Origin of the sequence: Enemella dayhoffiae, assembly GCF_002250625.1 — a bacterium.
In the GTDB taxonomy this organism is placed as follows: Bacteria; Actinomycetota; Actinomycetes; order Propionibacteriales; family Propionibacteriaceae; genus Enemella; species Enemella dayhoffiae.
This window is the reverse complement of record NZ_NMVQ01000043.1, coordinates 80,438-106,344: the sequence shown is the minus strand read 5'-3', so window position 1 is coordinate 106,344 and position 25,907 is coordinate 80,438. Positions and strand designations below refer to the sequence as shown.

The window sequence follows — 25,907 nt, the reverse complement described above, 5'->3', positions numbered from 1 at the left end:
AGCGAATCACACTCGGCCAGGCCCAGGGAGACGGTGTCCACGAAGTCAGCGGTTGAACTCGGCCGGGGCGACTGGGCCGAGGGCCTGGCGCACTGCTCGTTGGAAGCGGTCGTTCATCGGCGGCAACTCATCGGCGCCGAACCAGCGCGCCTCGGTGTTCTCACCGTCGGCGGGGTGCGGGTCGCCGGAGACGTGGTGGGCGGCGAAGCACAGGTCGACGTACTGGCTCAGATCTCCGTTGGGATAGCGGATCGGCCCGACCACCTCGACCGACACCAGCCAGTCGCAGCGAGCCTCGACCCCGGCCTCCTCGAGCACCTCCCGCTCGCCGGCGGCCGCGGGCTCCTCACCGGGGTCGACGATCCCGGTGACCGGGGTCCACTGACCGTTGTCGGCGCGGCGTACGCAGAGCACGCGCGGCTGGGGCGTACGCCGATCGATGACCACCACGGTGACGCCGGGCAGCCAGAGCAGGTCTGTCCCGATCTTTTCGCGCAGCCGCAGGATGAAATCGGGGGTCGCCATGCGTTCACCCTAGACAACCAATCCCGGGCCACGCCGGCCCGCGGTCAGACCAGAGGAGATGCCACATGCCCACCGGAGCGCTCACCCCCGAGGCGATGGAACTGCTGCGCCAACCCAATCCGGCCGTGATGGCCACCGTCCGCTCAGACGGCCAACCGGTGAGCGTGGCGACCTGGTACCTGGTGGAGGACGACGGTCGCATCCTGCTCAACCTCGACTCCGAGCGGGTCCGGGTGAAGCACCTGAAGAACGACGGCCGGGTCGCACTCACCGCGCTCAAGGACGGTGAGTGGTACACCCATCTCAGCGTCCAGGGCCATGTCGTGGAGGTGGTCGACGATCCGCAGTTGGTGGACATCGACCGATTGGCACAGCACTACACCGGTCAGCCGTATCCGACCAGGGACCGGGCTCGGGTGTCCGTGCGCGTCCAGATCGACCGGTGGCACGGCTGGGGAGAGCTGGCCGACTGAACGGCCCCCGCGTCCTGACCACAACCTTCGGAGGCGTAGTGTCGACATATGGGTACCGAATCCGAAGTGGCCAGCAAGGCCGAATCGCTGGTCAACGACAAGGGCGGCTTTCCCAAGCAGCTCCAGGAACCGCCGGGTCTGACCAGCGAGATGACTCCCCTGCCGGACCACGGCGAGGAGTCCTGGGTCGGCCATGACCGGTTGAAGGGGCTGAAGGCGCTGATCACCGGTGGTGACTCCGGGATCGGCCGAGCCGTCGCGATCGCGTACGCCCGGGAGGGCGCGGACGTCGCAATCTCCTACCTGTCAGAAGAACAGCCTGACGCGGAGGACACGAAACGGTGGATCGAGAAGGCTGGCCGCAAGGCGGTCCTGCTGCCGGGTGACCTGCGGGATGAGGACACCGCCCGCAAGGTGGTCGACGATGCGGTCGCCGAGCTCGGCGGAATCGACGTGCTGGTGAACAATGCGGCCTTCCAGATGGGCCGCGGCCAGGGGCTGGAGTCGATCAGCACCGAGCAGCTCGACCGGGTGATGAAGACCAACCTGTATGCGATGTTCTGGGTCACCCAGCAGGCGTTGCCGCACCTGAAGAAGGGCGCCAGCGTCATCAACACCACCTCGGTGCAGGCCTACGACCCGTCGGAGTCGCTGATGGACTATGCGGCGACCAAGGCGGCGATCACCAACTTCACGATGAACCTGGCCGCCGAGCTGGGTGAGCGCGGGATCCGGGTGAACGCCGTGGCGCCGGGCCCGATCTGGACTCCTCTGCAGCCGGCCACCCAGCCGGAGGAGAAGGTGGAGCAGTTTGGCGGGGACACCCCGCTCGGGCGGGCCGGGCAGCCGAGCGAACTGGCTGGGGCGTACGTGTTCCTGGCCGCACCGGGTGAGGCGAGCTATGTGTCCGCCACCATTCTCGGGGTGACCGGCGGCAAGCCGATCTTCTGAGCGATCCGGTGCCTCGGTAGCGTGACGGGCAACTCCCCACCGAAGGGGTGCCCCCAGGAAGGTCATCGAAGCCATCCGGCGCCCGCGGAGTCGGTCAGGCGGTCTACATCGAGGACCCGGACGGGAACACGATCGAGCTGCGCCACTACGGGCGGGGTTGATCGAGCAGACCAAGGAACGCCCGAGCGGCGGGGCTGGGATTGAAGTCGCTCCAGGCCAGATATTCCACCCGGGAGGGGCCGCCGGTCACCGCGATCGTGCGTACGCCCCGTCCTTCCGGAACGACCGCCCGGGCTAGGAAAGCGACGGCCAGGCCCTGTTGCACCAGGGCGAGCATCAGCTCGGTGCTCATCGTCTCGAACGTCACCTCGCGGGTCAGCCCGGCCGCTGCAAAGGCGAGGTCGGACTGCGCGCGGCCCGGCGTACCCGCGGTGAAGTCGACGAACGTCTCCTCAGCCAGGTCGCCCAGCCGTAGCCGACGTCTGTCGGCGAACCGGTGTCCGGCGCCGACCACCGCGCACAACCGGTCGCGGCTCAGCTCACGGGCCCGGACGCCCTCGGGCACCGTGCCGGTGGGCAGGCCGAGAAACGCGACGTCCAGTCCACCGGAGATGAGGTCGGCCACCAGTTCGTCGCTACCGGCCGAGCGGAGCCGGATCTTCACCTCCGGGTACGTCTGACGAAACCTCCCAAGCGTGGCGGGCAGGTCGATAGCCGTCACCGTCGGGATGGTGCCGATGCCCAGCTGACCGCGAATGAGACCGGAGGCCGCTGCCGCATCGGACACGGCTCGTTCCGCGGCCGCCAGAGCGGCCCGGGCGCCGATCAGGAACGCCTCGCCCGCGGCGGTCGGCTCGACGCGGCGGCTGGTGCGTGCGAACAGGGTCACCCCGAGCTCGCGCTCGAGTGCCTTGACCTGGTGGCTGAGCGCGGACTGCACCACGAAGCAGCGCTCGCCGGCTCGGGTGAAGCTGCGCTCCTCCGCCACCGCCACCACGTATCGCAGTTGTTGAAGCTCCATGGGGTCCATGTTCTCAGTTCATTGATGCGATGAAAAGCATGTGTTGGACTGATTGATTGTGGCGGAGCACGGTGGAGTCATGAGCACGAGCACCACCTCCGAACGCGTCGGCAGGACCGCGTTGACCGCCCTGGCCCCGGCGGCGTGGGGGACGACGTACATCGTGACCACCCATCTGCTTCCTGCGGGGCATCCGTTGTTTGCCGCGTTGATGCGTACGCTGCCCGCGGGTCTGACCGCGCTGCTGCTGGCACGCCGACTGCCGACCGGGGAGTGGTGGTGGAAGAGTCTCGTGCTGGGCACGCTCAACATGGGTGCGTTCTTCCCGCTGCTCTTCCTGGCCGCACAACGTTTGCCGGGCGGGGTGGCCGCGACGCTCGGGGCGGCGCAGCCGATCGTGGTCGCCTTCCTGGCCGTGCTGCTCCTGCACGAACGGCTGTCCACGTGGCGGGTCGGGTGGGGTGTCGTCGGCATGATCGGGGTCGCCCTGGTCGTGCTCGGTCCGAGCGCGGCGCTGGACCCGATTGGGGTGGCCGCCGGCTTGGGCGGCGCAGTGTCGATGGGGACCGGGGTCGTGCTCACGAAACGCTGGGGTCGCCCACCGGGCGTCTCGAGCGTCGGCCTGGCCGGCTGGCAATTGACCGCCGCCGGGCTGGTGCTGCTGGTGCCGGCATTGCTGATCGACGGCGTACCACCGGGGATCGACGGACGGGCAGTGGCCGGCTATCTGTGGCTGGGGCTGATCGGCGCGCTGATCACCTACACCATCTGGTTTTCCGCGATCCGGCGGCTACCCGTCACCGCCACCGCGCTGCTCGGCCTGCTGTCCCCGTTGGTCGCCGCCGCCCTCGGCGCGATCATCGCCGGGGAATGGCTCACCGTGAGCCAGTTGGCCGGCTTCGCCCTTGCCCTCACCGCGATGGTCTCCGGTCAGCTCGCCCCACCACACAGGAGAAGGAAAACCCAAGCAGCATGAGAATCGCCGTATTCGGATCAACCGGCATGGTCGGCGCCAACGTGGTCGCGGAGGCACTGGACCGCGGGCATGACGTCGATGCCGTCTCCCGGAACCCTGTCGCGTCCGCGCTTGACCGGCTCACCGGGCACGCGGTGGACGTGGCCGACAGGGCGGCCGTGGCTGGTGTGCTCTCACAGGTGGACGCCGCGGTGCTGACCATCCGGCTCGCTCCGGGTGAGGAGCACCAGATTGCTCCGCTCACGCAGGGATTCCTGGAGGCAGCGGCTGGCACGCGGGTGCTGATCGTGGGAGGCTCGGCGCCGCTGCGTACGCCCAATGACCCGGGCCGGCTGGTCATCGACGACCCGCGCTTCGTCCCCGAGCAGTGGCAGCCGATCGCACGCGCCAGCCTGGCGCAGTTTCACGTGTGGCAGGAGTTCCGAGACGCCGGCGCGGTCTATCTCAGCCCGCCCGCGGTCCTCGAGCCCGGCGTACGCGCCGGTCGCTATCGACGGGGCGGCACGACGCTGCTGGTGGACGCCGACGGCAGATCGGCCATCAGCGCCGCCGACCTGGCGATCGCCGTTGTCGACGAACTGGAGCAGCCCTGTCGCGAGCCGCACTTCACGGTCGCGCAACTGTAGCTCTCTTTCCACTCCGCGGCCCGAACACCACTGCGCGGCTCAGCGACGAGCCGTTGAGTGGCTCTCGGGCCGCTGAGTGGCTCTGCGGGGTCGTCGCCCCCATCGCTGCATGGCCGAGTGGATCAGTGGAGCGAATGACGGGAATCGAACCCGCGTATTCAGCTTGGGAAGCTGATGTTCTACCATTGAACTACATTCGCGTGCGACGAGCGCTCCGCCATGATAGCGCATCGGTGCGCCAGCGACGACACTGATTCCCATGACCCAGCCCTACCCCGGCGACTATCGCGGACTGCCCCGGATCGAGTACGCCCCGCATCCGGGGCACCTGCTCGATCCCGGTGAGGTCGCTTGGGCGTGGGTCCCGTATGAGGAGGACCACCGCCAGGGCAAGGAGCGTCCGGTGCTGATCATCGGCCGCGAGGAGCCGTGGCTGCTGGGCCTCCCGCTCACCTCACAGGACCACGATCGCGATCACGCCCAGGAGGCGCGCGAGGGACGCTTCTGGATCGATGTCGGCGTCGGCGAGTGGGACAGCCGGCGCCGACCGAGCGAGGCGCGGGTGAACCGGATCGTCCGGATCGACCCCGAGCAGACCCGCGGGGCAGGCGTACGCCTGGACGAGCGGCGATTCAAAGCCGTCGCGGATGCGGTGCGCGCCCACCGGAAATGATCATGACCGATTCGGGGTCATATCCTCCCCGGGCAGATATGACTCCGCCCTGGTCATGATCATCGCGCAGCGGGCGGCCTACTCGGGCTACGACCCGACGGAGAGCGGGCGGCAAGGATCGAACTCACGTCTGCACCAGGGAATGGTGCCGTTCTGCCACTGAACTACGCCCGCGGGACCACGTCAGCGTACGCGAGTCGGGGCCTTCCCCGGCTAACCCCGGAACGGGTGTCGCCGATCTGACCACGGGTAGTGCTGCTGGCCTACGCTGGACCCATGAGCCCCGCCGAACCCGATGACGTCGGTCCCGCCGTCGGAGGCGACCTCCGCGCCAGCGACGCCGACCGCACCCAGGTGCTCGACCTGCTCTCTGCGGCGTACGCCGAAGGCCGGTTGACCCGCGAGGAGCACGAGGAGCGCAGCGGACTGGCCCACCAGGCGCGCACCTTCGACGACCTCGTCCCGCTGACCCGCGACCTGGTCCCCCTGCACTCCCCGCTCCCGCAGCACCGGCTCAACAGCGCAAACCCGTCGAACCAACAGAGCCCGAACCTGCCGGCCGTCCGACCCGAGGCCGGCGCCCCCGACAGCGAGACCCTCGTCGGGATCCTCGGCGGATCCACCCGCAAGGGCATCTGGCACGTCCGCCGCCAGACCCGCGCCTATGCGCTGATGGGCGGCAACGAGCTCGACTTCACCGAGGCGGTGTTCGACGCCAAGGAGGTGGTGATCGAAGGGTTCTGGATGATGGGCGGGCTTGAGATCACCGTCCCGGCCGGGGTGAACGTGCGCGACGAGGTGGTGGGCATCATGGGCGGCACCGAGGTCAAGGGGCTGCAGCCCGACCCGGACGGCCCGACGATCGTGATCAAGGGGGTCGCGCTGATGGGCGGCGTCGAGGTGAAGGGCCCCGACACGTTCGGCGGCCGGCGCCGAGCCGCCCGCCGACAGCGCCGCGAGCAACGACGGATCGAACGTGGCCACTGATCTCGACACCCTCTTCGCCCCGCCCACCGAACACTGGCACCGCCTCGCCCCGCGCTATCGCACCCTGCGCCGGGCCGGCGTACTGATCGGCTGGCTGCCGTTCGTCGCCCTCGCCACCGCGGTCGTCTGGTTCTTCAGCAACGGGCTCTGGTACTGCTGGGTGCCGGTGCTGGTGGCCGGCCTGGTCTGGACCGGTTGGCGGTTCTGGCGGATGGATGCGCTGTGGCGTTCCTGGGGGTACGCCGAACTGGCCGACGACCTCTACGTCACCCGCGGGCTCTGGTTCCGCCGACTCACCGCCGTCCCCTACGGCCGGATGCAGGTGGTCGAGGTCGAGTCGGGCCCGATCGAACGCGCCCTCGGCCTGGCCACCGTGAAGCTGATCACCGCCTCCGCCTCCACCGACGCCACCATCCCCGGGCTGCCACCCGCCGAGGCCGCCGCCCTGCGCGACCGGTTGACCGAACTGGGTGAGACGAGGATGTCCGGACTGTGAGCCTGCCCGCTCCCCCGCCCGACGACCCTCGCCCGCCCCAGACCCAGGCCACCCCCGAGCCCGGTGAGAAGCCGCCGACCATCGCCCAACGCCCGCATCCGCTCACCCCGCTGATCCGGGGCTGGGTGGTGTTCGTGGCGATCATCGTCGCCTTCTCCCAGGAGCTGATCCCGCGCGGCGGCCCGCGGAGCGGCCGAGAGATCGACTGGTTCTCGATCTGGTGGATCATCGCGCTCGGCATCCTCGCCGTGGCACTCCTCGCCGGACTGGTCTCGCTGGCTGCCTGGTGGTGGACCCGCTATGTCATCGACGACACCGAGCTGCGGATCGAGACCGGGATGCTCACCCGCTCCTCGCGGCGCATCCCGTTCGGCAAGGTGCAGTCGATCGACGTCATCCAACCGCTGGCCGCCCGGCTCTTCGGGCTCTGCGAGCTCCGCATCGAGGCCGGCGGCGGCGACTCCCGAGTGGTGCTGCGCTACCTCAAGCGCGATCGGGCGTACCAACTGCGCGACTATCTGCTGACTCGCGCCCACGGCGTACGAACGACGCTGGCCGAATCGGAACAGCAACCGCAGGCGGACGCGTTCAACGACCTCGCCAGCTCCGACCGAATCCTGGTACGCCTGCAGCCGCCGATCCTGGTACTCGGCCTGGTCACCTCCACCGAGTTCATCATCTCGGTGCTCGCCGTGCTGACCGCGATGGCGATCACCTGGTGGCTCGGCGTCGGCGTATTCGCGATCGGCGGGCTGATCCCGCTGATCATCGGCACCCTGTCGATGATCAGCCGCCGGGTGATCTCACAGTTCAACTACACCCTCGCCCAGACCGGCGGCGGCGCGCTGCGGATCACCCGCGGCCTGACCAACCTGACCAGCCAGTCGGTGCCGCTGGACCGGATCCAGGGCGTGCGGATCAGCCAGTCCTGGCTGTGGCGACACTTCCTGCGGCTGCACCGGGTGGACATCGACGTGCTCGGCTATGGCCACCACGACGGCACCGAGAACACCCGTTCCGCCTCCAGCATGCTGCTGCCGGTCGCCCGGACCGAACAGGTACGCCTCACGATGGCCCACCTGCTGCCCACAGCCGCCGACGAGCAGATCACGCTGCAGCGGGTGCCGCGGCGGGCGGCGTGGCTGCGGCCGATCGGTTGGCGGACGCTGCGCTATGGCTGGAACGAGGAGGTGATGGTGGCCGAGTCGGGTTGGCTGAGCCATCACCGCGACATCGTGCCGCACGCCAAGACCCAGTCGGTACGCCTGACCCAAGGCCCGCTGCAGCGGCGGCTGCGGCTCGCCACCGTGCACGTCGACACCACCCCGGGGCCGGTCACCCAGGTGCTGCACCACCTCGATGTGGCCGAGGCCCGGCGGATCGTCGACGAGCAGCTGCCGCGGGCGGCGCGGGCGCGGGCGGGTCTGCCCTGAGCGAACCGGGCGCGGCTTCGACAGGCTCAGCCAGCGGTGCGGGCGGGCAGTGGCTTCGACACGCTCAGCCAGCGGTGCGCTCAGCCAGCGGTGCGGGCGGACCAGGCGGTGCGGACCATGTCGTCAATGCTGTGTCGCATGGCCCAGTCGAGGTCGCGGGCGGCGGCCTCACCGCTGGCGACGATCCGGGCCGGATCGCCGGGACGCCGCGGACCCTCGTCCGCGGTGAAGTCGATCCCGGTACCGGCCGCCATCGCCGCCATGATCTGGCGTACCGACAGTCCTTCTCCCGAACCGAGGTTGTAGACCGGACGCAACTCCTCGCCGGCAGCCAACGCCCGGGCGGCGACCACATGGCTGTGCGCCAGGTCGGCCACGTGCACGTAGTCGCGGACGCAGCTGCCGTCGGGGGTGTCATAGTCGGTGCCGAAGATCTTCGGCGTACGCCCGGCCAGCAGCGCCTCGATCACGATCGGAAAGAGGTTGTGCGGGCTGACGTCGTGGACCTCATCGGAGCCGGAACCGACCACGTTGAAGTAGCGCAGCGAGGTGTGTCGCAGCCCGACCGCGCGACCCTGGTCGGCGAGCAGCCACTCCCCGACGAGTTTTGATTCCCCGTAAGGGGATTCCGGCCTGGTCGGCGAATCCTCGGTAACCAACTCGGTGTCGGGCGAGCCATAGACCGCGGCCGAGGAGGAGAAGACGATCCGGTCGACCCCACACTGGTCCATCGCCTCCAGCACCGAGGCGGTCCCGGTGACGTTCTGGGCGTAGGTGTGCAGCGGCTGCTGCACCGACACCCCGGCATATTTGAACCCGGCGATGTGCACCACACCCTCGCACCGGTGCTCTGCCAGCGTCTTGGCGACCGTGTCGGTGTCCAGGATGTTCGCCTCGACCAGGGGTACGCCGGCCGGCAGGAACCCCTTCCGGCCCGAGCTGAGGTCGTCGAGCACCACCGAATCGATGCCCGCGCCGAGGAACGAACGCACCACGTGCGCTCCGATGTAACCCGCACCTCCGGTGACCAACCAGGTCATCAACCACTCCTCCGCTAGCGATACCGCATCAGCCTCCAGCCAAGCACGCGGATGAGACCGCTTGCCACCCGGTCCGGACCGCTGGGTAGGCTCGGGGCGTGGCAGAACGACCTGTACTCGGCATCGACATCGGCGGATCCGGCATCAAAGGGGCGCCGGTCGACCTGGCGGCGGGCGACTTCGCCACCGACCGGCTGCGCATCGCCACCCCCAAGAAGTCCACGCCCAAGAACGTGGCCGAGGTGGTGGCCGAGATCGTCACCCACTTCGCCGACCAGATCGGCGACGGTCCGATCGGACTGACCATCCCCGCGGTGGTGACGCACGGGCGGACCCGCTCGGCGGCCAACATCGACAAGTCGTGGATCGACGCCGAGGCCGAGAAGATCTTCGAGGACAAGCTCGGCCGCGACGTGGTGCTGGTCAACGACGCCGACGCCGCCGGCGTGTGCGAGGCGAAGTTCGGCGCCGCCAAGGACCACCCCGGCCTGGTGCTGATGACCACCCTCGGCACCGGGATCGGCAGCGCGATCATCCACAACGGCGTACTCGTGCCGAACTCCGAGCTCGGGCACATCGAGATCGACGGCAAGGACGCCGAGACCCAGGCGTCCTCGGGGGTGAAGGACCAACTCGGGCTGTCCTACTCCGACTGGGTGCCGCGGCTGCAGCGCTACTACGAGACCGTGGAACGGCTGTTGTGGCCCGACCTGATCGTGGTCGGCGGCGGGGTGAGCAAGAACTCCGACAAGTTCCTGCCCCAGCTGAAGCTGAACGCGCCGATCGTGCCCGCCAAGCACCGGAACAAGGCGGGCATCATCGGCGCCGCCTGGCTGGCGGTCGACCGCACCGAGCATCCCGACCCGCTGCGCGATTCGCCGTCGGCCCACCCCGGCACCGTCAACTGAATCCTGTCCCGACCCCGAGGAGCACCGAATGTCCGACACCGCACCCCTGCTTGAGCTCTCCGGCGGCACCCGGATGCCGCAGGTCGCCCTCGGCACCTGGCCGATGAACGACGACGAGGTGGAGCAGGCGTTCCGCTCGGCGGTCGAGGTCGGCTATCGGCACGTGGACACCGCCGAGAACTACGAGAACGAGGCCGGCGTCGGCCGCGGCGTACGCTCCTGCGGGCTGCCGCGCGAGGAGGTCTTCGTCACCACCAAGTTCAACCGGAAGTGGCACAGCGACCCCGCCGCCGGCCTGGCCGGCAACCTGGAGCGGCTCGGGCTGGACCACGTCGACCTGCTGCTGATCCACTGGCCCAACCCCGACCAGAACGCGTATCTGCAGGCGTGGGAGGGGATGCTGGCGTTGCGCGAAAAGGGTCTCGCCCGCGCGATCGGCACCTCGAACTTCAAACCCGCCCACCTGACCCGGTTGATCGAGGCGACCGGGGTGGCCCCCGAGGTGAACCAGATCGAACTGCACCCGTGGGCGGATCGCAGCGCCGAGCGGGAGTTCCACGCCCAGCACGGGATCGTGACGGAGGGCTGGTCCCCGCTGGGTCGCGGCGAGGGCGTGATCACCGAGGAACTGGTGCAGCAGATCGCCGAGGCCCACGGGCGTACGCCGGGCCAGGTGCTGCTGCGCTGGGCGGTGCAGCAGGACTGCGCGGTGGCGCCGAAGTCGGCCAACCAGCTGCGGCAGCGGGAAAACCTGTCGGTCTTCGACTTCTCGCTGTCCGAGGAAGAGGTGCAGGCGCTCACCTCGTTGCAGCCGCCGGCCGACTTCGAGGTGAAGGACTCCGACGAGTTCGGTCACTGAGCAGTAACGTGATCTGGGCCATTTGCGCCCATTTTCTCGACATCTACCGGGTGGTGGGCCCTACCATTTAGCCGGCGACGGGGCCGGTCCTGTCGCGTAGGCACAGGAGACCCCAATGACCCAAGACCCGGCCGCACCAGCGCAGCCGCGGAAGAAGGACCGCACCCACTGGCTCTACATTCTGGTGATCGTCGCGGTGATCGCCGGCGTGATCCTGGGCCTGGTGGCGCCGGAGACGGCGAAGGGGATGAAGCCGCTCGGTGACGGGTTCATCAAGCTGATCAAAATGATCATCGCCCCGGTGATCTTCTGCACGATCGTCCTCGGCATCGGTTCGATCGCCCGCGCTGCCACCGTCGGCAAGGTCGGCGGACTGGCCCTGGGCTATTTCATGGCGATGTCCACCTTCGCGTTGGGCATCGGTCTGGTCGTCGGCAACCTGGTCCACCCGGGTGAGGGCCTGGCGCTCAAGCCGTACACCCCGGCGAAGCCGGGCGATGTGAACGGCACCGTCGACTTCCTGCTGCACATCATCCCCGAGGGACTCCCGGTGCTGCCGACGCTGTTCGTGGCGCTGCTGATCGGCTTCGCACTGCAGCAGCTCGGCGAATCCGGCAAACCGGTGATCAAGGCGATGACCTATCTGCAGGCGCTGGTGTTCCGGGTGCTGATGATGATCATGTGGACCGCCCCGATCGGCGCGTTCGGCGCGATCGCGGCGGTGGTCGGCTCCACCGGTTGGTCGGCGATCGGCGCGATGCTGCTGCTGATGGGCGCGTTCTATGCCACCTGCATCATCTTCATCGTGGTCATCCTCGGCACCCTGCTGCGGGTGGTCGCCGGACTGAACATCTTCAAGATGCTTCGCTATCTGGGCAAGGAATACCTGCTGATCTTCTCCACCTCCAGCTCCGAGACCGCGCTGCCGCGACTGATGGCCAAGATGGAGCACGCCGGGGTTTCCAAGCCGGTGGTCGGGGTGACCGTGCCGACCGGCTATTCGTTCAACCTCGACGGCACCGCGATCTATCTGACCATGTCGGCGCTGTTCGTCTCCAACGCGATGAAGATCCCGCTCAGCATCGGCGAGCAGCTCGGGCTGCTGCTGTTCATGATCGTGGCCTCCAAGGGTGCAGCTGGCGTCACCGGGGCAGGCCTGGCCACCCTGGCGGCCGGCCTGCAGTCGCACCGGCCCGAGCTGCTCGGCGGCATGGGCGTGATCGTCGGCATCGACAAGTTCATGTCCGAGGCGCGCGCGCTGACCAACTTCACCGGCAACGCGGTGGCCACCTTCCTGATCGGGAAGTGGGTCGGTGAGCTCGATCAGGACACCGCGCGACGCGTGCTGGACAAGGAGATCCCGTTCGACGAGGCGACCATGCTCAGCCACCACCACGAAATCGACGACCGCAAGTCGCCGACCGCCCCCGAGCAGTCCCTGGAGGGGCACCCGCAGTCCAGCCTCAACGTGGAGACCCGGGAGCGGGTCAACTCACGCGACTACAGGTGACGCGGCGTACGCCTGAACCGAACAGTCCCCGGGAGCAATCCGCTCCCGGGGGCTGTGCCGTTCGGAATCCCTGGGTCGGAATCCCTGCCTCGGCTCACTTCCAGGTGACCGGAGGAACCCCCGAGGTGGCCCGAGAGGTCATGTCCGCGCAGGCCGTGAACCGGTTCTGCGGGGCAACCGCCGTCCGCTTGTCATAGTTGGCCGTGTAGTACTCGTAGGTGAGGGTGGCGTCAAAGGTCATGCAGACCGCGTTCAGCGGCTGGTTGGCGTCGACGCTCGCGTTGTCGGCGACGTCGTAGGCCCGACGGGCACCGCCGCTGACCTCCCAGTTCGCCGAACTCCGCCCCTTGTCGGCCGGGGCGGGGACGCTGAACGGGCACCCCTGCGGAGCCGGATCGTTGGAGAGGGTGCACTTGCTGAAGGCCGAACCCACCGCGCGCTTGGCGGCGTCCACCCCGTTCTTGGTGAGCTGGACCTGGACGTCGTGGTCCCTCTTCTCCCCCGGCTTGAGGGTGATCGTCTTTCCGCCCTTGATCTCGTAGTAGCTGGACAGCACGCCGCCCGAGTTGCCGCGCAGCTCGTAGGTGCCCGGATAAAGCGGGACGGTCTTGCCCACCAGGTTGTTGTTGCCGTAACCGAGCGAGAGCTCGAGTCCGGCCGGCGCCTTCAGCGAGAGCTGGGAGAAGCCGTCGACGACCTTGTACTTCCCGTTCACCTCGCGCAGCTCCAGGTCGGTCTGCTCGGCGCGCCCGTCGACGGTGTAGTCGACCTTGGCCCGGGTGCCCGAGAGGGACACGTTGCTCACCTCATATTTGCTGCGCCTGCTGGCGGAGAGGGTCTTGGCGTCGTTGAGCTGTTCCGCGCTGGGGACGTTCACGACCTGGTCGGCCAGGTTGCTGGTGTAGGGGTTGTTCAGCGCCTCAAAATAGCGGTCGACGCCCTTCTGCGGGGTGTCCCGACCGGCCCACACACCGAAACCGACGATCGCGCCGAGCACGGCTCCGACCGCCACGATCGCCCCGATCACGATCGGCGTCGCCTTCTTCTTCGGCTTCGGATCCTGCGGAGCGTACGCCGGGAAGGCCGGCCCACCGGAGCCGTGACCACCCGGACCGGGGCCCGGCCCACCGGGGCCGGGACCGGGGCCGGGGCCGCCGGGGCCACCCATTCCGGGAGGTCCACCCCACGGATCGGCGGGCCCGCCCTGGCCACCCCATTGCGGTCCCGGACCTCCCGGGCCCGGGCCATAACCGCCGCCGGGCCCGGGGCCACTCCACTGGTTGTTGCTCATGACACCTGCCGTTCGAGGGAGAGAATTCGCAGGCACCATGATCACATGCGCCCGGCCCAATCTCACTTCAACGAGACGTTGGCTCCCTTGCCGAACAGCGACCCCTGCAGCTTGGCCCGGCTCGGCGAGACCTCCTTGGGCACGTCGTAGTAGACGCTGCCGGTGAGCGTGTTGCCCGGGTTGATCTGTTTCATCAGGATCACCCCGTTGACCATCCAGGTCTCGGAAGAGGACTTGTATTCGGCCCCCTTGTCGTCCATCACCTTCAGGTAGTCATCCATCAGCGACGCCTGCTTGGTGCCGGTGTTCTTCGCCGTCAGGTCCATCTTGCAGAACTGGCCCTGCGGCTGCAGGGTGCGGCTGATGTCGCTCACCGTCACCCCGCATTGGAATCCGGTGACGGTGAACTCGACGCCGTCGTCGGTGACCGGAGTGTTCAGTCCGGCCGGCGGCGGGGTCGTCTTTGCCGCCCGGGTCGCCGGCTGGCTCTGCCCGGCAGGTTCGGCGGTGCTCGCACCGGACCCTCCCCCGCTGAGCTGGGAGATCACGATGATCCCGACCAGGCCGGCCAGCAGCCAGAACCAGACCCGCTTGAAGATCGGCTTCTTCGGTTTCGGCTGCGGTGCCGGCGGCGGCTGCATGCCCTGCTGGGGCGGATACATCGCATAGTTGGGGTGCTGCTGGTGCGGACGCTGCGGGGGCTGCTGCTGGGACATCGGGACTCCTCAGGGGACGGTGCCGGTCGGCGCCGGCGGTGCTCCCACGATCCCGTCCGTGGCCCCTGCCCCGCGTCCGGCGATCGGGTGGACGGCCGTCACCCGAAAGGATGAACAGATCGACATGCCGCGACCCGAACGACGGACGCGAAACGTCAGTCCCGGCCCCTAGGATCCGACCCATGCCACCACCCCCGAACCAGCCCCGACGACACTGGGCACGCAGCCTGCTGTCGGTGGGCGCCTCCGTGCTCGCCCTGCCGGTGCTGGCCGTGGTGAGCGTGCTCGCGGCGCAGGCGTTCCCACCGTATGTGGGCAGCATTGGTCCCAACGGCTCTCCGTTGCCCTCCGAGCTTGGTTCGATGATCACGCTGATTGCGATCGTGCTCGAACTGTCCATCCTGTTCCGCCGCCGGTTCCCGTGGGTGGTCTGGGGCCTCGGGGCGGTGATCACCCTGGTGCTGCAGCTGGACTCGTTGCTGATGCTGCTCGGGATGAGCGAGCTGATCGCGCGGCGACCGCTCAAGCAGTGGCGGCTGGCCGCGATCGGCGCGGGGGCCGCCTCGGTGGTGGCCATGCTGCGCAACCTGATCGCCGGTGGCAGCGCCCTCCCGACCGTCAGCTCCGACCCGTTCACCCGGGTGGTCGCCTTCCTGCTGATTCTGCTGGTCGGGTACGCCGGGGCGTTCGGCCTGGGCTGGCTGCGCCGCAGTCGACGCCAGTTGGAGAGCGTGGACGCCGACCTGGAACAGGCCCAGCAGCACGTGCAGGGCCTCACCAACGAGCTCAGCCGGCAGGCCGAGCGGGAGCTGCTGGCCCGGGAGATCCACGACGCGCTGGCCCATCGGTTGTCGCTGGTGTCGTTGCACTCGGGGGCGCTGGAGGACGCCATCCGATCCGGTGACCCGTCCACCGCACAGGCGGCCCAGGTGGTCCGGGACAACGCGCACCGGTCCTTGGAGGACCTGCGCGATCTGGTCGGCGCGCTGCGCGATCCCCAGCCGCCCGGCCCGGTCACCGAGCCCGCCCGGGTGCCGCTGCACGGGATGGCCGACGTCGCCGAGGTGATCGACTCGACCATCGCCGCCGGCGTACAGGTGAACGCGTTCGTCCAACTGACCGACAGCGATCAGGCCGGCGAACTGCTCAACCGAGCGGTCTTCCGGATCGTGCAGGAGGCGCTGACCAACGTGGTCAAACACGCCCCCGGCAGCAGTGTCGGTCTGGATCTGCGGGCCAGTCCCGAGACCGGGGTGCTGCTGCGGATCCGGAATCCGCTGGTGGGTGGCACTTCGGGCGTACCCGGCTCGGGGTCCGGGCTGATCGGGATGCGGGAGCGGGTCGCGGCACTGGAGGGCCAGCTCACCGTTGGTCCAACCGAGGACGGTTGGTTCGAGGTGTCGGTCCGGTTGCCCTGGCGGTGAAACCGGTCTCCGGAGCAGAGCATCGCTCGTACAATGAGCCGGTGTCCACCCCCACCGACGCACCCCGGATCCGCGTGCTGCTGGTCGATGACGACCCGATGGCCAGGGCCGGCGTACGCCAGATCCTCACCCAGGACCCGCGGATCGAGGTGGTCGCCGAGGTGAGCGACGGGGATCAGGTGGTCGAGGCGTGCCAGCGGCACTCCCCCGACGTGGTGCTGATGGATCTGCGAATGCAGCGGGTGAACGGGATCGAGGCGACCGCCACGGTACGCCGACAGGTACGCCCGCCGCAGGTGATCGCGTTGACCTCTTTCGACCTGGACCAGTACGTGTACGCCGCCCTGGCCGCCGGTGCGGCCGGCTTCCTGCTGAAGGACGCCAGCCCCGAGGACCTGCGACGGTCGGTGCACACCGTGTTTGCCGGGGACGCGGTGCTGTCCCCGCGCAGCACCCGACACCTGCTCAACCACTTCAGCCAGACCGAGGCCGGCCGGGGTCAGTTGCGGCGCCAGTCTGCGGAAACCTTTGCCGGGTTGAGCGATCGGGAGCAGGAGATCGCGCGGTTGGTGTGGCAGGGTCTGTCCAACCGCGAGATCGCCGCCCGGTTGTTTCTGGGCGAGGCCACGGTGAAAACCCACCTCGCGCGGCTGATGGCGAAGGTGGACGCCGACTCCAGGGTGCAGGTGGCACTACTGGTTGAACGGGCCAGCTGAGCTGCTCGGAGGGCGGGATAGGGGAAGCTTCCGCCGCTCGCGGGGTGCGTCGACGACTCCGGATTTCCTAGCGTGGAGGCATACCGATCAGGGAGACCCCGATGCCTCGCTTCAGCACCCGCCGGATCATCACCGCAGTGGCGCTCACCGCCGCCCTCGGCAGCGCCGGTGTCGGCGTACCGGTCGCGGTGTCAGTGGCCGCCGCTCCGTCGAGCGCCTACAAGGGCCTCAACGCGGAGCAGCTGGACAACGCCAGGACGATCATCGCCACGGTGAAGAAGCACAAGATGTCGGAGCGGGCGATGCAGATCGCGATCGCGACGGCCATGCAGGAGTCGACGCTGAAGAACCTGAACTATGGCGATCGCGACTCGCTGGGGCTGTTCCAGCAGCGGCCGAGCATGGGGTGGTGCCCCAGCGGGGAGTGCCGCAAGCCGGCGCTGGCCACCGAGGCGTTCCTCGGGGTTGCCAAGCACACCAGCAATCCGGGCCTGACCGACGTCAAGGGGTGGGAGAAGATGCGCCTCACCGACGCGGCCCAGGCGGTGCAGCGCTCCGGTTTCCCGGGGGCGTACCAGAAGTGGGAGCCGCTGGCCAAGGAGATCGTGCAGCGGTTGAACGTCGAGCCGAAACCGACGCAGACCGCCACCGCGACCAAGCAGCCCACGAAGACGGCCACCCCCACAAAGCAGCCGACGAAATCTGCCACGCCGACCGGGAAGCCCACCCGGACGGCGACCGCGACCAAGGAGCCGACCCGGACCGTCAGCCCGAAGCCGACCGTCAGCCCGAAGCCGACCGGCAGCCCGAAGCCGACCGGGAAGGGTACGCCGGAGCGCAGCGCCACCCCGCGCGGCAGCCAGAGCCCGCGTCCGACCGCGGCCCCGACGACGGAGCCGACCGAGCCGGAGACCACCGAGCCGGAAACCACCGAGATCCCGGAGAGCACCGAGACCGAGGCCCCCACCACCCCGGCACCGCAGACCCCTGAGCCGGCCGCACCCCGGGCCACGAGCGGTGCGGCCGAAGGTGCCGGTGGCGCCGGGAGCAGCGACGGGGCCAGCGGTTCAGCGGCCCCTGCGGGCAGCGACGCGGGCGGCACGGACAGTGGCGCGACCACGAGTGGCGCCGACACCCCGCCCGAGTCGACCGGCGGCCTGGCCAAGACCGGTGACTGAGCGGGGCTACATCCGCTCGGGAGCCACGATCCCGAGCAGGTCGAGCCCGCGCGCGAGCACGTCCCGGGTCGCCTGGACCAGACCGAGCCGCGAGGCGCGGACCGGATCCTCGGACTTGAGCACCGGGCACTTCTCATAGAAGACAGAGAAGCCGGTGGCCAGCTCGAACAGGTAGGTGCACAGCTTGTGCGGCTGCAGGTTCTCGGCCAGCTCGTCGACCACCTCACCGAATCGGGAGAGCGACATCGCCAGCTGCTGTTCGGCCGGCTCGTCGAGCACCTCGATCGGGCCGACCGCGTGGCCACGGGACTCGGCCTCACGCAGGATCGAACAGCAGCGTGAGTGCGCATATTGCAGATAGGGGCCGGTGTCCCCCTGGGTCTTGGTCATCCGCTCCGGGTCGAACACATAGTCCTTCTGCAGCCCGGATGACAGGTCGGCATATTTGATCGCGGCCAGAGCGATGTCGGGTGCCGCGTTCTGCTCGGCCGCATCCAGCAGGTCCACCAGCTTGGCGGCGGAGCCGTCGCGGGACTTGAGCGGCTTGTTGTCCTCGCCGAGCACCATGCCGTAACCGATGTGTTCGGCGCGTATGCCGTCCGGCAGCCAACCGGCCTTGCGGGCTGCGGCGAACACCTGGCGGAAGTGGCCGGACTGGCGGGCGTCGGTCACATAGATCATCCGGTCGACGTGCAACTCGCGCACCCGGCGTCGGATCGCGGCCAGGTCGGTGGTGGCGTAGCCGTAACCGCCGTCGCGCTTGCGCACGATCAGTGGGGCGTCGAACCCGTCGACGAACACGCACAGCGCCCCGTCGTCGATCACACCGACCCCGCTGGCCTCGAGCTCGTCGCAGACCGCGGCCAGGTCGTCGTTGTAGGTGGACTCACCAGCCAGGTCGTCGTCGGTGAGCAGCACGTTCAGCCGGGCGTACGCGGAGTTGAACCCCTGCTTGGAGATCTCCAGCAGCTGCCGCCAGATGGCAAGCGACTGCTCGTCTCCGCCCTGGAAGATGCCGACCCGCGCCCGGGCCCGGGTGGCGAACTCCTCGTCGGTCTTGAAGCGGGCGGCGGCTCGCTTGTAGAGGGCGTCGGCGGCGGCGAGGTCGAGGGTGGCGACGTCGAGCTGCTCGTCGAGGATCTGCTCGATCAGCATGCCGAACTGGGTGCCCCAGTCGCCGATGTGGTTCTGCGCGATCACGGTGTTGCCGGTGGCCCTGAGCACCCGGTTGAAGCAGTCGCCGATGATCGTGGTGCGCAGGTGGCCGACGTGCATCTGCTTGGCCACGTTGGGTGCCGAATAGTCGATCACCACCCGTTGCGGGTCTGTGGCGGCGGCGATGCCGACCCGCGGGTCGGTGAGCAGGGCCTGGGCGGTGCGGGCCAGCACGTCGTTGCGGAGCCGGAAGTTGATGAATCCCGGTCCGGCCACCTCGAGCGGTTCGCACAGGTCGGACACGTCCAGCTCGTCGATGATCCGCTGGGCCACCTCGCGCGGCGGCTTCCCCTCCGCCTTGGCCAGCCGGAGCGCGACGTTGGACTGGAAGTGACCGAACTGCGGCTTGGTCGCGGCGCGCAGTTCCGGGTCGATCCCGGCCACGGCAGCCACCCGTGCGTTCAACTCAGAGGGGAGCGAGGACATGATGCGCATTCTTTCACTGCTTGGCTCCCCCTCCGAATCGACCTCGAGTGGGTGGGCGGGCGCGGTTCACCGCAGGTCTGCCGTCCATCGGTGGTGACCGGCGGTCGATGCGGAGGGCATCTCGAGCGTCACCTCGTCACGGTCAGCGTGAGCACGTCGTCGATGAACTGCTCCGGCCGTTCGGTCAGTCCGAGCCAGGTGAACCCGGGGATCCGCCACCCGGTGATTCCCGCCTGGCGAAGCAGCTGGTGGGCCGCGCGTTCGGCCTCGGACCAGGGCCGGTCCGCCGAGTCGGTGAGCAACTCGCAACGCCTGACGTTGCCGGGCCGACGCGGGTTCGCCCGATGGGCCTGCCAGAGCCGGTCGAGCGCCCACTCACCGCGTTTCGGGTGGCGGCGCAGCAGGTCGTCGATCACCTGACCGCCCTGCTCGGGGATCAGGTCGACCGTGGTCAGGAACTGGTTGGTGACCCGGATGCCGTCGAGCGTCCTGATCCACTCGGGGTCGATCCGGCGGCGGGTGAGCGCGAATCCCCGGTGACTCTTCAGCTTGTGGGGGATCGCGGCCGTCACTCGCCCCGGTTCCTCGCCACCCCACCCCAGCAGCGTCGCCGCGGATCGCCCGGTCAGCACCGCGTCGGGGCAGGCGGCGCTCAGCGCCCGAGCTCGGGTGAGGTGGTCATCGGCGGCGGTGGGCGGGGCCAGCACCCCGGGCAGCACCGCCCGCAGCTCGCCGACCCGGGCCAGCCACCGCACCGAGTTCTGCAACTCCCCCGCCTGGCTGACCCGGATCACGCCGTGGTTCTCGGCCAACAACTGTTTCACGTGTTCTCTCATGCAGGGAACGTGGCGAGCGATCCGCGGATCGTTCGGTCGCCGGAGCGCGGTTGTGGACAACTCGGGCCCACGGGTGCCTTGTGGAGAACCCTCCGGATCGACCGCTCGTGAAGGACCCCGGCGCGCCGAGCCGCGAACTCTCGTTGCGCGAAATCCTCGAGTGGTCGATCCGGGGGGAAGCGCTCGGAATAAAGTCGCCCCGCGGTGTTGCTGGCATCACAGAAGCGGAAAATCGGCCCGACGGAGGAATCTTGTCGAACGTCCCCAGCATCACCCTGAACGACGGCCACACCATCCCCCAGCTCGGTTTCGGCGTCTGGCAGGTGTCCACCGAGGACATCCAGCCGGCGGTCCGCAAGGCGCTGGAGGTCGGCTATCGCCACATCGACACCGCCGCGGTCTATGGCAACGAGGAGGGGGTGGGCGCGGCCATCCGGGAGTCCGGGGTGCCCCGCGAGGAGCTGTTCATCACCACCAAGCTGTGGAACGACCGCCACGGTGACGTCCGGGCCGCGCTGAGCGAGAGCCTGGAGCGGTTGGGGGTCGACCAGGTGGATCTCTATCTGACGCACTGGCCCGTGGCCGGCCAGAACCAGCACGTGCAGGCGTGGCAGCAGCTGGAGCAGGTGCGCGCCGAGGGGCTGACCCGCAGCATCGGGGTGTCGAACCACCAGCGCAGCCACCTGACCGAGATCCTCGACCAGGGCAGCGTGGTGCCCGCGGTGAACCAGATCGAGGTGCACCCGACGTTCACCCAGTCCGAGCTGGTCGACTTCAACGCCGAGCACGGGATCGTGACCGAGGCGTGGTCGCCCCTGGGTCAGGCGAAGGATCTCGAGTCGGATGCGGTGGTCGAACTGGCCCGCGAGCTGGGCCGCACGCCGGCCCAGGTCATCCTGCGCTGGCACCTGCAGCGCGGCCTGGTCGTGTTCCCCAAGTCGATCACGCCCAGCCGGATCGAGGAGAACTTCGACGTGCTCGACTTCGAACTCGACGAGGCCGCCCTGGCGCGGATCTCCGGACTGGACGCCGGCAACCGGATCGGCCCCGACCCGGACACGTTCGACGTGGGCGCCTGACCAGGCCGATCGTTTGACGCTGGGTTTGGCGACACCCCAGAACTGGCAGACCCAGCTCTGATCGACCCGTCGAACCCGGGAGGTTTCCCTTGGCCACGGCCTGGTTGCTCCTGGCGCTCGTCATCATCCTGATCGCCATGAATGGCTTCTTCGTGATGGCCGAGTTCGCCCTCGTCACCGTGGAACGCCCAGCGGTCCGCAGGGCCGTCTCCGAGGGAGACTCCCGCGCCGAGTCGGTGCAGGAGGCGCTGCGGACGCTGTCCACCCAGCTCTCCGGCTGTCAGCTGGGGATCACGGTGACCAGCCTGATCGTGGGGTTCATCGCCGAACCGTCGATCGCCACCATCCTCCAACCGCTGCTGGACGCGGCGGGGCTGCCCGAACAGGCGGCGCTCGCGGTGTCGCTGAGCGCCGCGTTCGTGCTCGCCACCGTCACCCAGATGGTGTTCGGCGAGCTGGTGCCGAAGAACTGGGCGCTGGCCGAACCGCTGCGGCTGGCCCGCTGGGTGGCCACCCCGCACCGGATCTTCTGCAAGGTCACCCGGCCGCTGCTGGCGTTCTTCAACGGCACCGCCAACGTGGTGGTGCGCATGTTCGGCATCACCCCGGCCGAGGAGATGGCCTCGGGCCACTCACCACGCGAGTTGAGCGCCCTGGCGTACCGGTCCGCCCGGGAGGGAACCCTGCAACCCGAACTGGCCGAGCACATGCGCCAGTCCGCGGAGTTGGGCCAGCGGTTCGCCGCCGACGCGATGACCCCCCGCGCCCGGGCGCACTTCCTGGACGCGACGGTCCCGGTCAGCCGACTGCTGGAGTACTCCCGGCGCACCGGGCACTCCCGCTTCCCGATCACCGGTGAGGACGCGGACCATCTGGTCGGCGCCGCGCACTTCAGCGACGTGCTGCAGGTGCCGGTGGAAAGGCGCGACCAGGTCCGGGTCAGCGAGATCATGCAGCCGATCCCGATGGTTCCTGCCTCGATGCCGCTGGACAACGTGCTGGGCGAACTGCGCGGGGGTCTGCAGATGGCGGTGGTGATCGACGAATACGGCGGTACCGACGGGATCATCACCCTGGAGGACCTGATGGAGGAGCTGGTCGGCGAGATCACCGACGAGCAGGACCAGCCCGAGGAGCGCTGCGAGGAGTTGGGCGAGGGGCGCTGGAAGTTCTCCGGACTGGTGCGACCCGACGACGAGCTGCCCCGCCTGGTCGGGTTGGAGCTGCCGCAGGGCCGCGTCAGCGAGACCCTGGGCGGGCTGCTCACCGAACGCCTGGAACGGTTCCCCGAGCAGGGCGATTCGGTGGTCGTGGACGGCCGCGACCTGGGTCATCCCGACGAGGACGGAATCGCTCCGCGGGTGCGGGTACGCCTCAGCGCCGACCACCTGGAGGGGCACCGGGTGGCCGCCGTCCTGGTCGAGCTGATCGACGAGGACGAGGAAACCGAGGAGTCCGAGAACGACGAGGCCGGCGAGCGCAAGGAGGCCGACGATGAGTGACGGACTCGCGATCGCCCTGACCGTGCTGCTGCTGCTCGGCAACGCCTTCTTCGTGGGAGCCGAATTCTCGCTGGTCGCGGCCCGGCGTACCGGAATCGAGGACGCCGCGGCCAACGGCAGCACCGGCGCCCGCTGGACCGTCCGCGCGATGGACAAGGTGTCGTTGATGATGGCCGGCGCGCAGCTGGGGATCACCATGTGCTCGCTCGGTCTGGGCGCCCTCGGCGAACCGGCGGTGGCGCACCTGCTGGAGCCGCTGTTCCACCTGCTGCACGTGCCGGAGGCGCTGTTGCACGTGATCTCGTTCGCAGTGGCGATGACGATCGTCGTCTTCTGCACATGGTGCTCGGCGAGATGGTGCCGAAGAACATCGCCATCGCCGGCCCGGAGCGCACCGCGCTGATCCTCGGCCCGCCGATGTATGCGATCGCGTTCATCCTGCGCCCGGTCCTGTGGCTGCTGAACGAGATGTCGAACGTGGTGCTCCGGTTGATGAAGGTGCAGCCGACCGATGAGGTGCAGTCCACCGTCAGCGAGGAGGACGTGCCCGACTATCTGGAGGAGTCGCACGACGAGGGGACGTTGGAGGACAACGAGCACCAGCTGATGTCGGGCGCGTTGACCATGAACCGCGGTCACGTCGAGGAGGTGATGATCGGTACCGACCGGATCGTCGCCCTGGCCGCGGGCACCACCGTGGCCGAGGCCGAACAGGCCTGCGCCGAGCACGGACACTCCCGGTTCCCGGTGCGTGACGGCGAACGCTGGATCGGTTATGTCCACCTGAAGGACCTGCTCGATCCGGCGCTCGACCGCCACGCCCCCATCCCGAGCCAGGAGATTCGCGACCTGGTGCACGTGAACCAGGGAGCGACCCTGCTGGAGGCGCTGCGCCCGATGCAGAGCAGCGGTGCGCACCTGGCCATGGTCACCGGGCCCGACGAGGAGTTGGTCGGCTGGGTGATGCTGGAAGACGTGATGGAGACGATGATCGGCACCGTCTCCGACGACGACCGCCCGGCGTGAGCCCGTGCCGAACCGTTGACTGACCGGCTGGTAGCTTGTGGCCGATGGGACGGACCAGGGCAGGGTTCGCCCACCCGATCCGCCAGGAGATGACGTGATCAGCCAGTCGGCCCCGCACCCCACTCGCACCACCCGGAGCGCCCGCGCCGCAGCCGCCCTGCACGACCTGGTGACCACGGTCGCCGCCCCGACCGTGGCCATGTCCGACGCCTGCGGCGACATGGTGCCGGGGCGGGCCGAGGGAGTGCTGCACGCCGACGTGCGCACCTTGAGCCGCAACGAGCTGCTGCTCGACGGGGAGACGCCGATGCCGCTGGCCCGGCACTTCGACGGCCCTGACGCGGTCTTCGTCTCGGCGGTGCAGGGAGCCAAGGACCCGGCGCTGCGCCTGCAGCGGCGACGAGGCGTACGCCCCGGTGAGCTCACCGAGACCCTGACCCTGCGCGGGCTGGACGACCAGGATCGTGACGAGGTGGTGCTCGAGGTGGTGCTGGAGAGCGACGGCAGCGATCCCGGCCAGATCAAATCGGGTACGCCGAACGAGCCGCTCTCCTTCTCGGATGCGGTTTCGGGGGACACGGTCGAGTTCGGTGGGGAGGTGCGCTGTAGGATCGAGGCACCCGGGGCCGGGCTGAGCGCCGAGGGATCGTTGCTGCGGCTGCGTTGGGCGCAATCGTTGCCGAGAGGCCAGGAAATCGTACTGCGGTGGCGATTGCGGATGAGCGACAGCGGCGGCGCGGTCGTCGCCCCGCGCGGAGCCGGGCTGCCCGTGGCCGAGTGGAGCCAGACGTTGACCGCGCAGGCCGACCCGGCGTACCGGCGTCGCCTCGAGCCGTGGCTGACCCGCTCCCTGCACGACCTGGACGGGATGCGGATGGCCACCGCCGATCGGCCGGAGGACGCCTTCTTCGCGGCCGGGGCACCGTGGTACCTGACGCTGTTCGGCCGGGATTCACTGTGGACGGCCAGATTCCTGCTGGAGGCGGACTGGCGACCGGCGGCTTCGACGCTGCGTACGCTCGCGGCGCGGCAGGGGGTCCGCGAGGACGCGGCGGCCGCCGAACAACCCGGCAAGATCATGCACGAGCTGCGTCGCGGCACCTATGTGATGGCCGAACTGACCCTGCCGCCGCTCTATTTCGGCACCATCGACGCCACGGCGCTGTGGGTGTGCCTGCTGCACGACGCCTGGCGGGCCGGAATGCCTGAGGATCAGGTGGCCGCGCTGCTGCCGCAGCTGCGGGCGGCCCTGGCGTGGGTCACCGGCGCCGCGGACAGCGACGGCGACGGATTCGCCGAATATCTGGACGCCACCGGGCACGGGCTGGCCAACCAGGGCTGGAAGGACTCGGCCGACTCGGTCCGCTTCCACGACGGGCGGCAGGCCGAGGGTCCGATCGCGCTGGTCGAGGTGCAGGGGTACGCCCACGAGGCGGCCGTGCACGGGGCGGATCTCCTTGCGACACTGGGATCGCGGGAGGACGCCGTCGAGGCGGGGCGGCTCCGGGAGTGGGCGGCGGGGTTGGCCAACCGATTCCGGCAGCGGTTCTGGTGCGAGCGGGACGGTGACCGATTCCCGGCCCTCGCCCTGGACGCGCAGAAGCGTCCGGTCGACTCGGTCACCTCGAACATCGGCCACCTGCTCGGGACCGGGATCCTGTCCGCCGAGGAGGAGCGGCTGGTCGCAGCCCGCCTGGTCCGTCCCGACCTGGACTCGGGTCTGGGGCTGCGCACGATGGCGACCAGCGATCACGGGTATTCACCGCTGTCGTATCACTGCGGCAGCGTCTGGCCACACGACACGGCGATCGTGATCCGCGGCCTGTTGGTGGGCGGATTCACTGAAGAGGCGCGAAAATTGGCCGAGGGCCTGCTCGCCGTGGCGGACACCCTCGGTGGCCGACTGCCCGAGCTGTGGTCCGGGGACGAGCAGCTGATCCCCTATCCGGCCGCCTGCCACCCGCAGGCGTGGTCGGCCGCGGCCGCCCTGATCGCCGCACGCGCGCTGCGTTGACCACCT

At 69.2% G+C, this 25,907-nt stretch carries 26 protein-coding genes and 2 tRNA genes; 19 read left to right on the top strand and 9 right to left on the bottom strand.

Annotation, left to right across the window (positions count from 1 at the left end; translation table 11 throughout):
* Positions 1-45 precede the first annotated feature (45 nt).
* A complete protein-coding gene (locus CGZ93_RS14505) occupies positions 46-525 on the bottom strand; it encodes an NUDIX hydrolase (protein WP_094364863.1) in 480 nt (159 codons plus the stop codon).
* Between the two features lie 65 nt (positions 526-590).
* Between CGZ93_RS14505 and CGZ93_RS14500 the strand changes: the two genes are divergently transcribed.
* Positions 591-998 (top strand): PPOX class F420-dependent oxidoreductase, encoded by a 408-nt coding sequence (locus CGZ93_RS14500; protein WP_094364862.1) that lies wholly within the window; start codon positions 591-593, stop codon positions 996-998.
* 48 nt (positions 999-1,046) lie between these two features.
* Positions 1,047-1,949 (top strand): SDR family oxidoreductase, encoded by a 903-nt coding sequence (locus CGZ93_RS14495; protein ID WP_094364861.1) that lies wholly within the window; start codon positions 1,047-1,049, stop codon positions 1,947-1,949.
* A 145-nt stretch (positions 1,950-2,094) separates the two neighbouring features.
* On the opposite strand, the gene CGZ93_RS14490 is transcribed toward CGZ93_RS14495, so the two are convergent.
* Entirely contained in the window at positions 2,095-2,970 is an 876-nt protein-coding gene (locus tag CGZ93_RS14490) for a LysR family transcriptional regulator (RefSeq protein ID WP_094364860.1), read from the bottom strand.
* Positions 2,971-3,049: 79 nt separating this feature from the next.
* Here CGZ93_RS14490 and CGZ93_RS14485 point away from each other — a divergent pair, with 79 nt between their 5' ends.
* On the top strand, positions 3,050-3,946 hold the full coding sequence (locus CGZ93_RS14485) for an EamA family transporter (protein ID WP_094364859.1): 897 nt from the start codon (positions 3,050-3,052) through the stop codon (positions 3,944-3,946).
* Entirely contained in the window at positions 3,943-4,572 is a 630-nt protein-coding gene (locus CGZ93_RS14480) for an NAD(P)-dependent oxidoreductase (protein ID WP_094364858.1), read from the top strand. The genes CGZ93_RS14485 and CGZ93_RS14480 overlap by 4 nt, the downstream gene beginning before the upstream one ends.
* Before the next feature lie 126 nt (positions 4,573-4,698).
* Here CGZ93_RS14480 and CGZ93_RS14475 read toward each other — a convergent pair.
* A tRNA-Gly gene (locus tag CGZ93_RS14475) sits at positions 4,699-4,772 on the bottom strand.
* A gap of 59 nt (positions 4,773-4,831) precedes the next feature.
* On the opposite strand from CGZ93_RS14475, the gene CGZ93_RS14470 reads away from it, so the two are divergent.
* Positions 4,832-5,245, top strand: a complete 414-nt coding sequence (locus tag CGZ93_RS14470) for a type II toxin-antitoxin system PemK/MazF family toxin (RefSeq protein WP_094364857.1) — start codon at positions 4,832-4,834, stop codon at positions 5,243-5,245.
* A 103-nt stretch (positions 5,246-5,348) separates the two neighbouring features.
* On the opposite strand, the gene CGZ93_RS14465 is transcribed toward CGZ93_RS14470, so the two are convergent.
* Positions 5,349-5,419, bottom strand: a tRNA-Gly gene (locus CGZ93_RS14465).
* Between the two features lie 102 nt (positions 5,420-5,521).
* Here CGZ93_RS14465 and CGZ93_RS14460 point away from each other — a divergent pair.
* The 3 genes from CGZ93_RS14460 to CGZ93_RS14450 are packed head-to-tail and all read left to right on the top strand — an operon-like array spanning position 5,522 to position 8,161.
* Positions 5,522-6,232 (top strand): DUF1707 SHOCT-like domain-containing protein, encoded by a 711-nt coding sequence (locus CGZ93_RS14460; RefSeq protein WP_094364856.1) that lies wholly within the window; start codon positions 5,522-5,524, stop codon positions 6,230-6,232.
* On the top strand, positions 6,222-6,728 hold the full coding sequence (locus tag CGZ93_RS14455) for a PH domain-containing protein (RefSeq protein WP_229117479.1): 507 nt from the start codon (positions 6,222-6,224) through the stop codon (positions 6,726-6,728). The genes CGZ93_RS14460 and CGZ93_RS14455 overlap by 11 nt, the downstream gene beginning before the upstream one ends.
* Positions 6,725-8,161 carry a PH domain-containing protein gene (locus tag CGZ93_RS14450; protein ID WP_094364855.1) on the top strand — a complete coding sequence of 479 codons (1,437 nt, stop codon included), beginning with the start codon at positions 6,725-6,727 and terminating at the stop codon, positions 8,159-8,161. The genes CGZ93_RS14455 and CGZ93_RS14450 overlap by 4 nt, the downstream gene beginning before the upstream one ends.
* A gap of 80 nt (positions 8,162-8,241) precedes the next feature.
* Here the strand turns inward: CGZ93_RS14450 and galE are convergent, their stop codons facing one another.
* Entirely contained in the window at positions 8,242-9,201 is a 960-nt protein-coding gene (galE, locus tag CGZ93_RS14445) for a UDP-glucose 4-epimerase GalE (protein WP_094364854.1), read from the bottom strand.
* A gap of 98 nt (positions 9,202-9,299) precedes the next feature.
* Here galE and ppgK point away from each other — a divergent pair, with 98 nt between their 5' ends.
* The 3 genes from ppgK (at position 9,300) to CGZ93_RS14430 (ending at position 12,478) form a co-directional block, all read left to right on the top strand.
* Positions 9,300-10,109: a polyphosphate--glucose phosphotransferase gene (gene ppgK, locus CGZ93_RS14440; RefSeq protein ID WP_094364853.1), complete on the top strand. Its 810-nt coding sequence runs from the start codon at positions 9,300-9,302 to the stop codon at positions 10,107-10,109.
* Positions 10,110-10,137: 28 nt separating this feature from the next.
* Complete coding sequence (locus CGZ93_RS14435; RefSeq protein ID WP_094364852.1) at positions 10,138-10,968, top strand: aldo/keto reductase; 831 nt, start codon at positions 10,138-10,140, stop codon at positions 10,966-10,968.
* A 115-nt stretch (positions 10,969-11,083) separates the two neighbouring features.
* Positions 11,084-12,478 (top strand): cation:dicarboxylate symporter family transporter, encoded by a 1,395-nt coding sequence (locus tag CGZ93_RS14430; protein ID WP_094364851.1) that lies wholly within the window; start codon positions 11,084-11,086, stop codon positions 12,476-12,478.
* A gap of 94 nt (positions 12,479-12,572) precedes the next feature.
* Here the strand turns inward: CGZ93_RS14430 and CGZ93_RS19045 are convergent, their stop codons facing one another.
* The gene (locus CGZ93_RS19045) at positions 12,573-13,769 is read right to left on the bottom strand and encodes a zinc ribbon domain-containing protein (RefSeq protein ID WP_176451782.1); all 1,197 of its coding nucleotides are present in this window, start codon (positions 13,767-13,769) and stop codon (positions 12,573-12,575) included.
* Positions 13,770-13,831: 62 nt separating this feature from the next.
* The gene (locus CGZ93_RS14415) at positions 13,832-14,485 is read right to left on the bottom strand and encodes a DUF4352 domain-containing protein (RefSeq protein ID WP_094364849.1); all 654 of its coding nucleotides are present in this window, start codon (positions 14,483-14,485) and stop codon (positions 13,832-13,834) included.
* Positions 14,486-14,667: 182 nt separating this feature from the next.
* Between CGZ93_RS14415 and CGZ93_RS14410 the strand changes: the two genes are divergently transcribed.
* The 3 genes from CGZ93_RS14410 (at position 14,668) to CGZ93_RS14400 (ending at position 17,803) form a co-directional block, all read left to right on the top strand.
* On the top strand, positions 14,668-15,909 hold the full coding sequence (locus tag CGZ93_RS14410; protein ID WP_171197137.1) for a sensor histidine kinase: 1,242 nt from the start codon (positions 14,668-14,670) through the stop codon (positions 15,907-15,909).
* Positions 15,910-15,950: 41 nt separating this feature from the next.
* Complete coding sequence (locus CGZ93_RS14405; RefSeq protein ID WP_229117478.1) at positions 15,951-16,625, top strand: response regulator; 675 nt, start codon at positions 15,951-15,953, stop codon at positions 16,623-16,625.
* 101 nt (positions 16,626-16,726) lie between these two features.
* A complete protein-coding gene (locus CGZ93_RS14400) occupies positions 16,727-17,803 on the top strand; it encodes a hypothetical protein (protein ID WP_094364847.1) in 1,077 nt (358 codons plus the stop codon).
* Between the two features lie 6 nt (positions 17,804-17,809).
* Here CGZ93_RS14400 and argS read toward each other — a convergent pair whose 3' ends face one another.
* Both argS and CGZ93_RS14390 read right to left on the bottom strand, forming a co-directional pair.
* Positions 17,810-19,444 (bottom strand): arginine--tRNA ligase, encoded by a 1,635-nt coding sequence (gene argS / locus CGZ93_RS14395; RefSeq protein WP_094364846.1) that lies wholly within the window; start codon positions 19,442-19,444, stop codon positions 17,810-17,812.
* A 128-nt stretch (positions 19,445-19,572) separates the two neighbouring features.
* Positions 19,573-20,280: a hypothetical protein gene (locus tag CGZ93_RS14390; RefSeq protein WP_141211230.1), complete on the bottom strand. Its 708-nt coding sequence runs from the start codon at positions 20,278-20,280 to the stop codon at positions 19,573-19,575.
* A 251-nt stretch (positions 20,281-20,531) separates the two neighbouring features.
* On the opposite strand from CGZ93_RS14390, the gene CGZ93_RS14385 reads away from it, so the two are divergent.
* From CGZ93_RS14385 to CGZ93_RS14370, 5 genes are all read left to right on the top strand, one after another.
* Entirely contained in the window at positions 20,532-21,359 is an 828-nt protein-coding gene (locus CGZ93_RS14385) for an aldo/keto reductase (RefSeq protein ID WP_094364844.1), read from the top strand.
* Positions 21,360-21,448: 89 nt separating this feature from the next.
* Positions 21,449-22,861, top strand: coding sequence for a hemolysin family protein (locus CGZ93_RS14380; RefSeq protein WP_094364843.1), 1,413 nt, complete (start codon positions 21,449-21,451; stop codon positions 22,859-22,861).
* On the top strand, positions 22,854-23,264 hold the full coding sequence (locus CGZ93_RS19590) for a CNNM domain-containing protein (RefSeq protein WP_212753552.1): 411 nt from the start codon (positions 22,854-22,856) through the stop codon (positions 23,262-23,264). The genes CGZ93_RS14380 and CGZ93_RS19590 overlap by 8 nt, the downstream gene beginning before the upstream one ends.
* A complete protein-coding gene (locus CGZ93_RS14375) occupies positions 23,201-23,887 on the top strand; it encodes a CNNM domain-containing protein (protein WP_212753551.1) in 687 nt (228 codons plus the stop codon). Before CGZ93_RS19590 ends, CGZ93_RS14375 begins: the two co-directional genes overlap by 64 nt.
* Positions 23,888-23,981: 94 nt before the next feature.
* Positions 23,982-25,901 (top strand): glycogen debranching N-terminal domain-containing protein, encoded by a 1,920-nt coding sequence (locus tag CGZ93_RS14370; protein ID WP_094364842.1) that lies wholly within the window; start codon positions 23,982-23,984, stop codon positions 25,899-25,901.
* Positions 25,902-25,907: the final 6 nt, after the last annotated feature.

Coding starts and splice junctions, on each gene's coding strand:
- CGZ93_RS14490 (WP_094364860.1), bottom strand. CDS start 2,970: ATGGAGCTTCAACAACTGCGATACGTGGTGGCGGTGGCGGAGGAGCGC.
- CGZ93_RS19590 (WP_212753552.1), top strand. CDS start 22,854: ATGAGTGACGGACTCGCGATCGCCCTGACCGTGCTGCTGCTGCTCGGC.
- CGZ93_RS14390 (WP_141211230.1), bottom strand. CDS start 20,280: ATGAGAGAACACGTGAAACAGTTGTTGGCCGAGAACCACGGCGTGATC.
- CGZ93_RS14485 (WP_094364859.1), top strand. CDS start 3,050: ATGAGCACGAGCACCACCTCCGAACGCGTCGGCAGGACCGCGTTGACC.
- CGZ93_RS14400 (WP_094364847.1), top strand. CDS start 16,727: ATGCCTCGCTTCAGCACCCGCCGGATCATCACCGCAGTGGCGCTCACC.
- CGZ93_RS14505 (WP_094364863.1), bottom strand. CDS start 525: ATGGCGACCCCCGATTTCATCCTGCGGCTGCGCGAAAAGATCGGGACA.
- CGZ93_RS14430 (WP_094364851.1), top strand. CDS start 11,084: ATGACCCAAGACCCGGCCGCACCAGCGCAGCCGCGGAAGAAGGACCGC.
- CGZ93_RS14435 (WP_094364852.1), top strand. CDS start 10,138: ATGTCCGACACCGCACCCCTGCTTGAGCTCTCCGGCGGCACCCGGATG.
- CGZ93_RS19045 (WP_176451782.1), bottom strand. CDS start 13,769: ATGAGCAACAACCAGTGGAGTGGCCCCGGGCCCGGCGGCGGTTATGGC.
- galE (WP_094364854.1), bottom strand. CDS start 9,201: ATGACCTGGTTGGTCACCGGAGGTGCGGGTTACATCGGAGCGCACGTG.
- CGZ93_RS14480 (WP_094364858.1), top strand. CDS start 3,943: ATGAGAATCGCCGTATTCGGATCAACCGGCATGGTCGGCGCCAACGTG.
- CGZ93_RS14375 (WP_212753551.1), top strand. CDS start 23,201: ATGGTGCTCGGCGAGATGGTGCCGAAGAACATCGCCATCGCCGGCCCG.
- CGZ93_RS14495 (WP_094364861.1), top strand. CDS start 1,047: ATGGGTACCGAATCCGAAGTGGCCAGCAAGGCCGAATCGCTGGTCAAC.
- CGZ93_RS14470 (WP_094364857.1), top strand. CDS start 4,832: ATGACCCAGCCCTACCCCGGCGACTATCGCGGACTGCCCCGGATCGAG.
- CGZ93_RS14500 (WP_094364862.1), top strand. CDS start 591: ATGCCCACCGGAGCGCTCACCCCCGAGGCGATGGAACTGCTGCGCCAA.
- CGZ93_RS14415 (WP_094364849.1), bottom strand. CDS start 14,485: ATGTCCCAGCAGCAGCCCCCGCAGCGTCCGCACCAGCAGCACCCCAAC.
- CGZ93_RS14460 (WP_094364856.1), top strand. CDS start 5,522: ATGAGCCCCGCCGAACCCGATGACGTCGGTCCCGCCGTCGGAGGCGAC.
- CGZ93_RS14410 (WP_171197137.1), top strand. CDS start 14,668: ATGCCACCACCCCCGAACCAGCCCCGACGACACTGGGCACGCAGCCTG.
- argS (WP_094364846.1), bottom strand. CDS start 19,444: ATGTCCTCGCTCCCCTCTGAGTTGAACGCACGGGTGGCTGCCGTGGCC.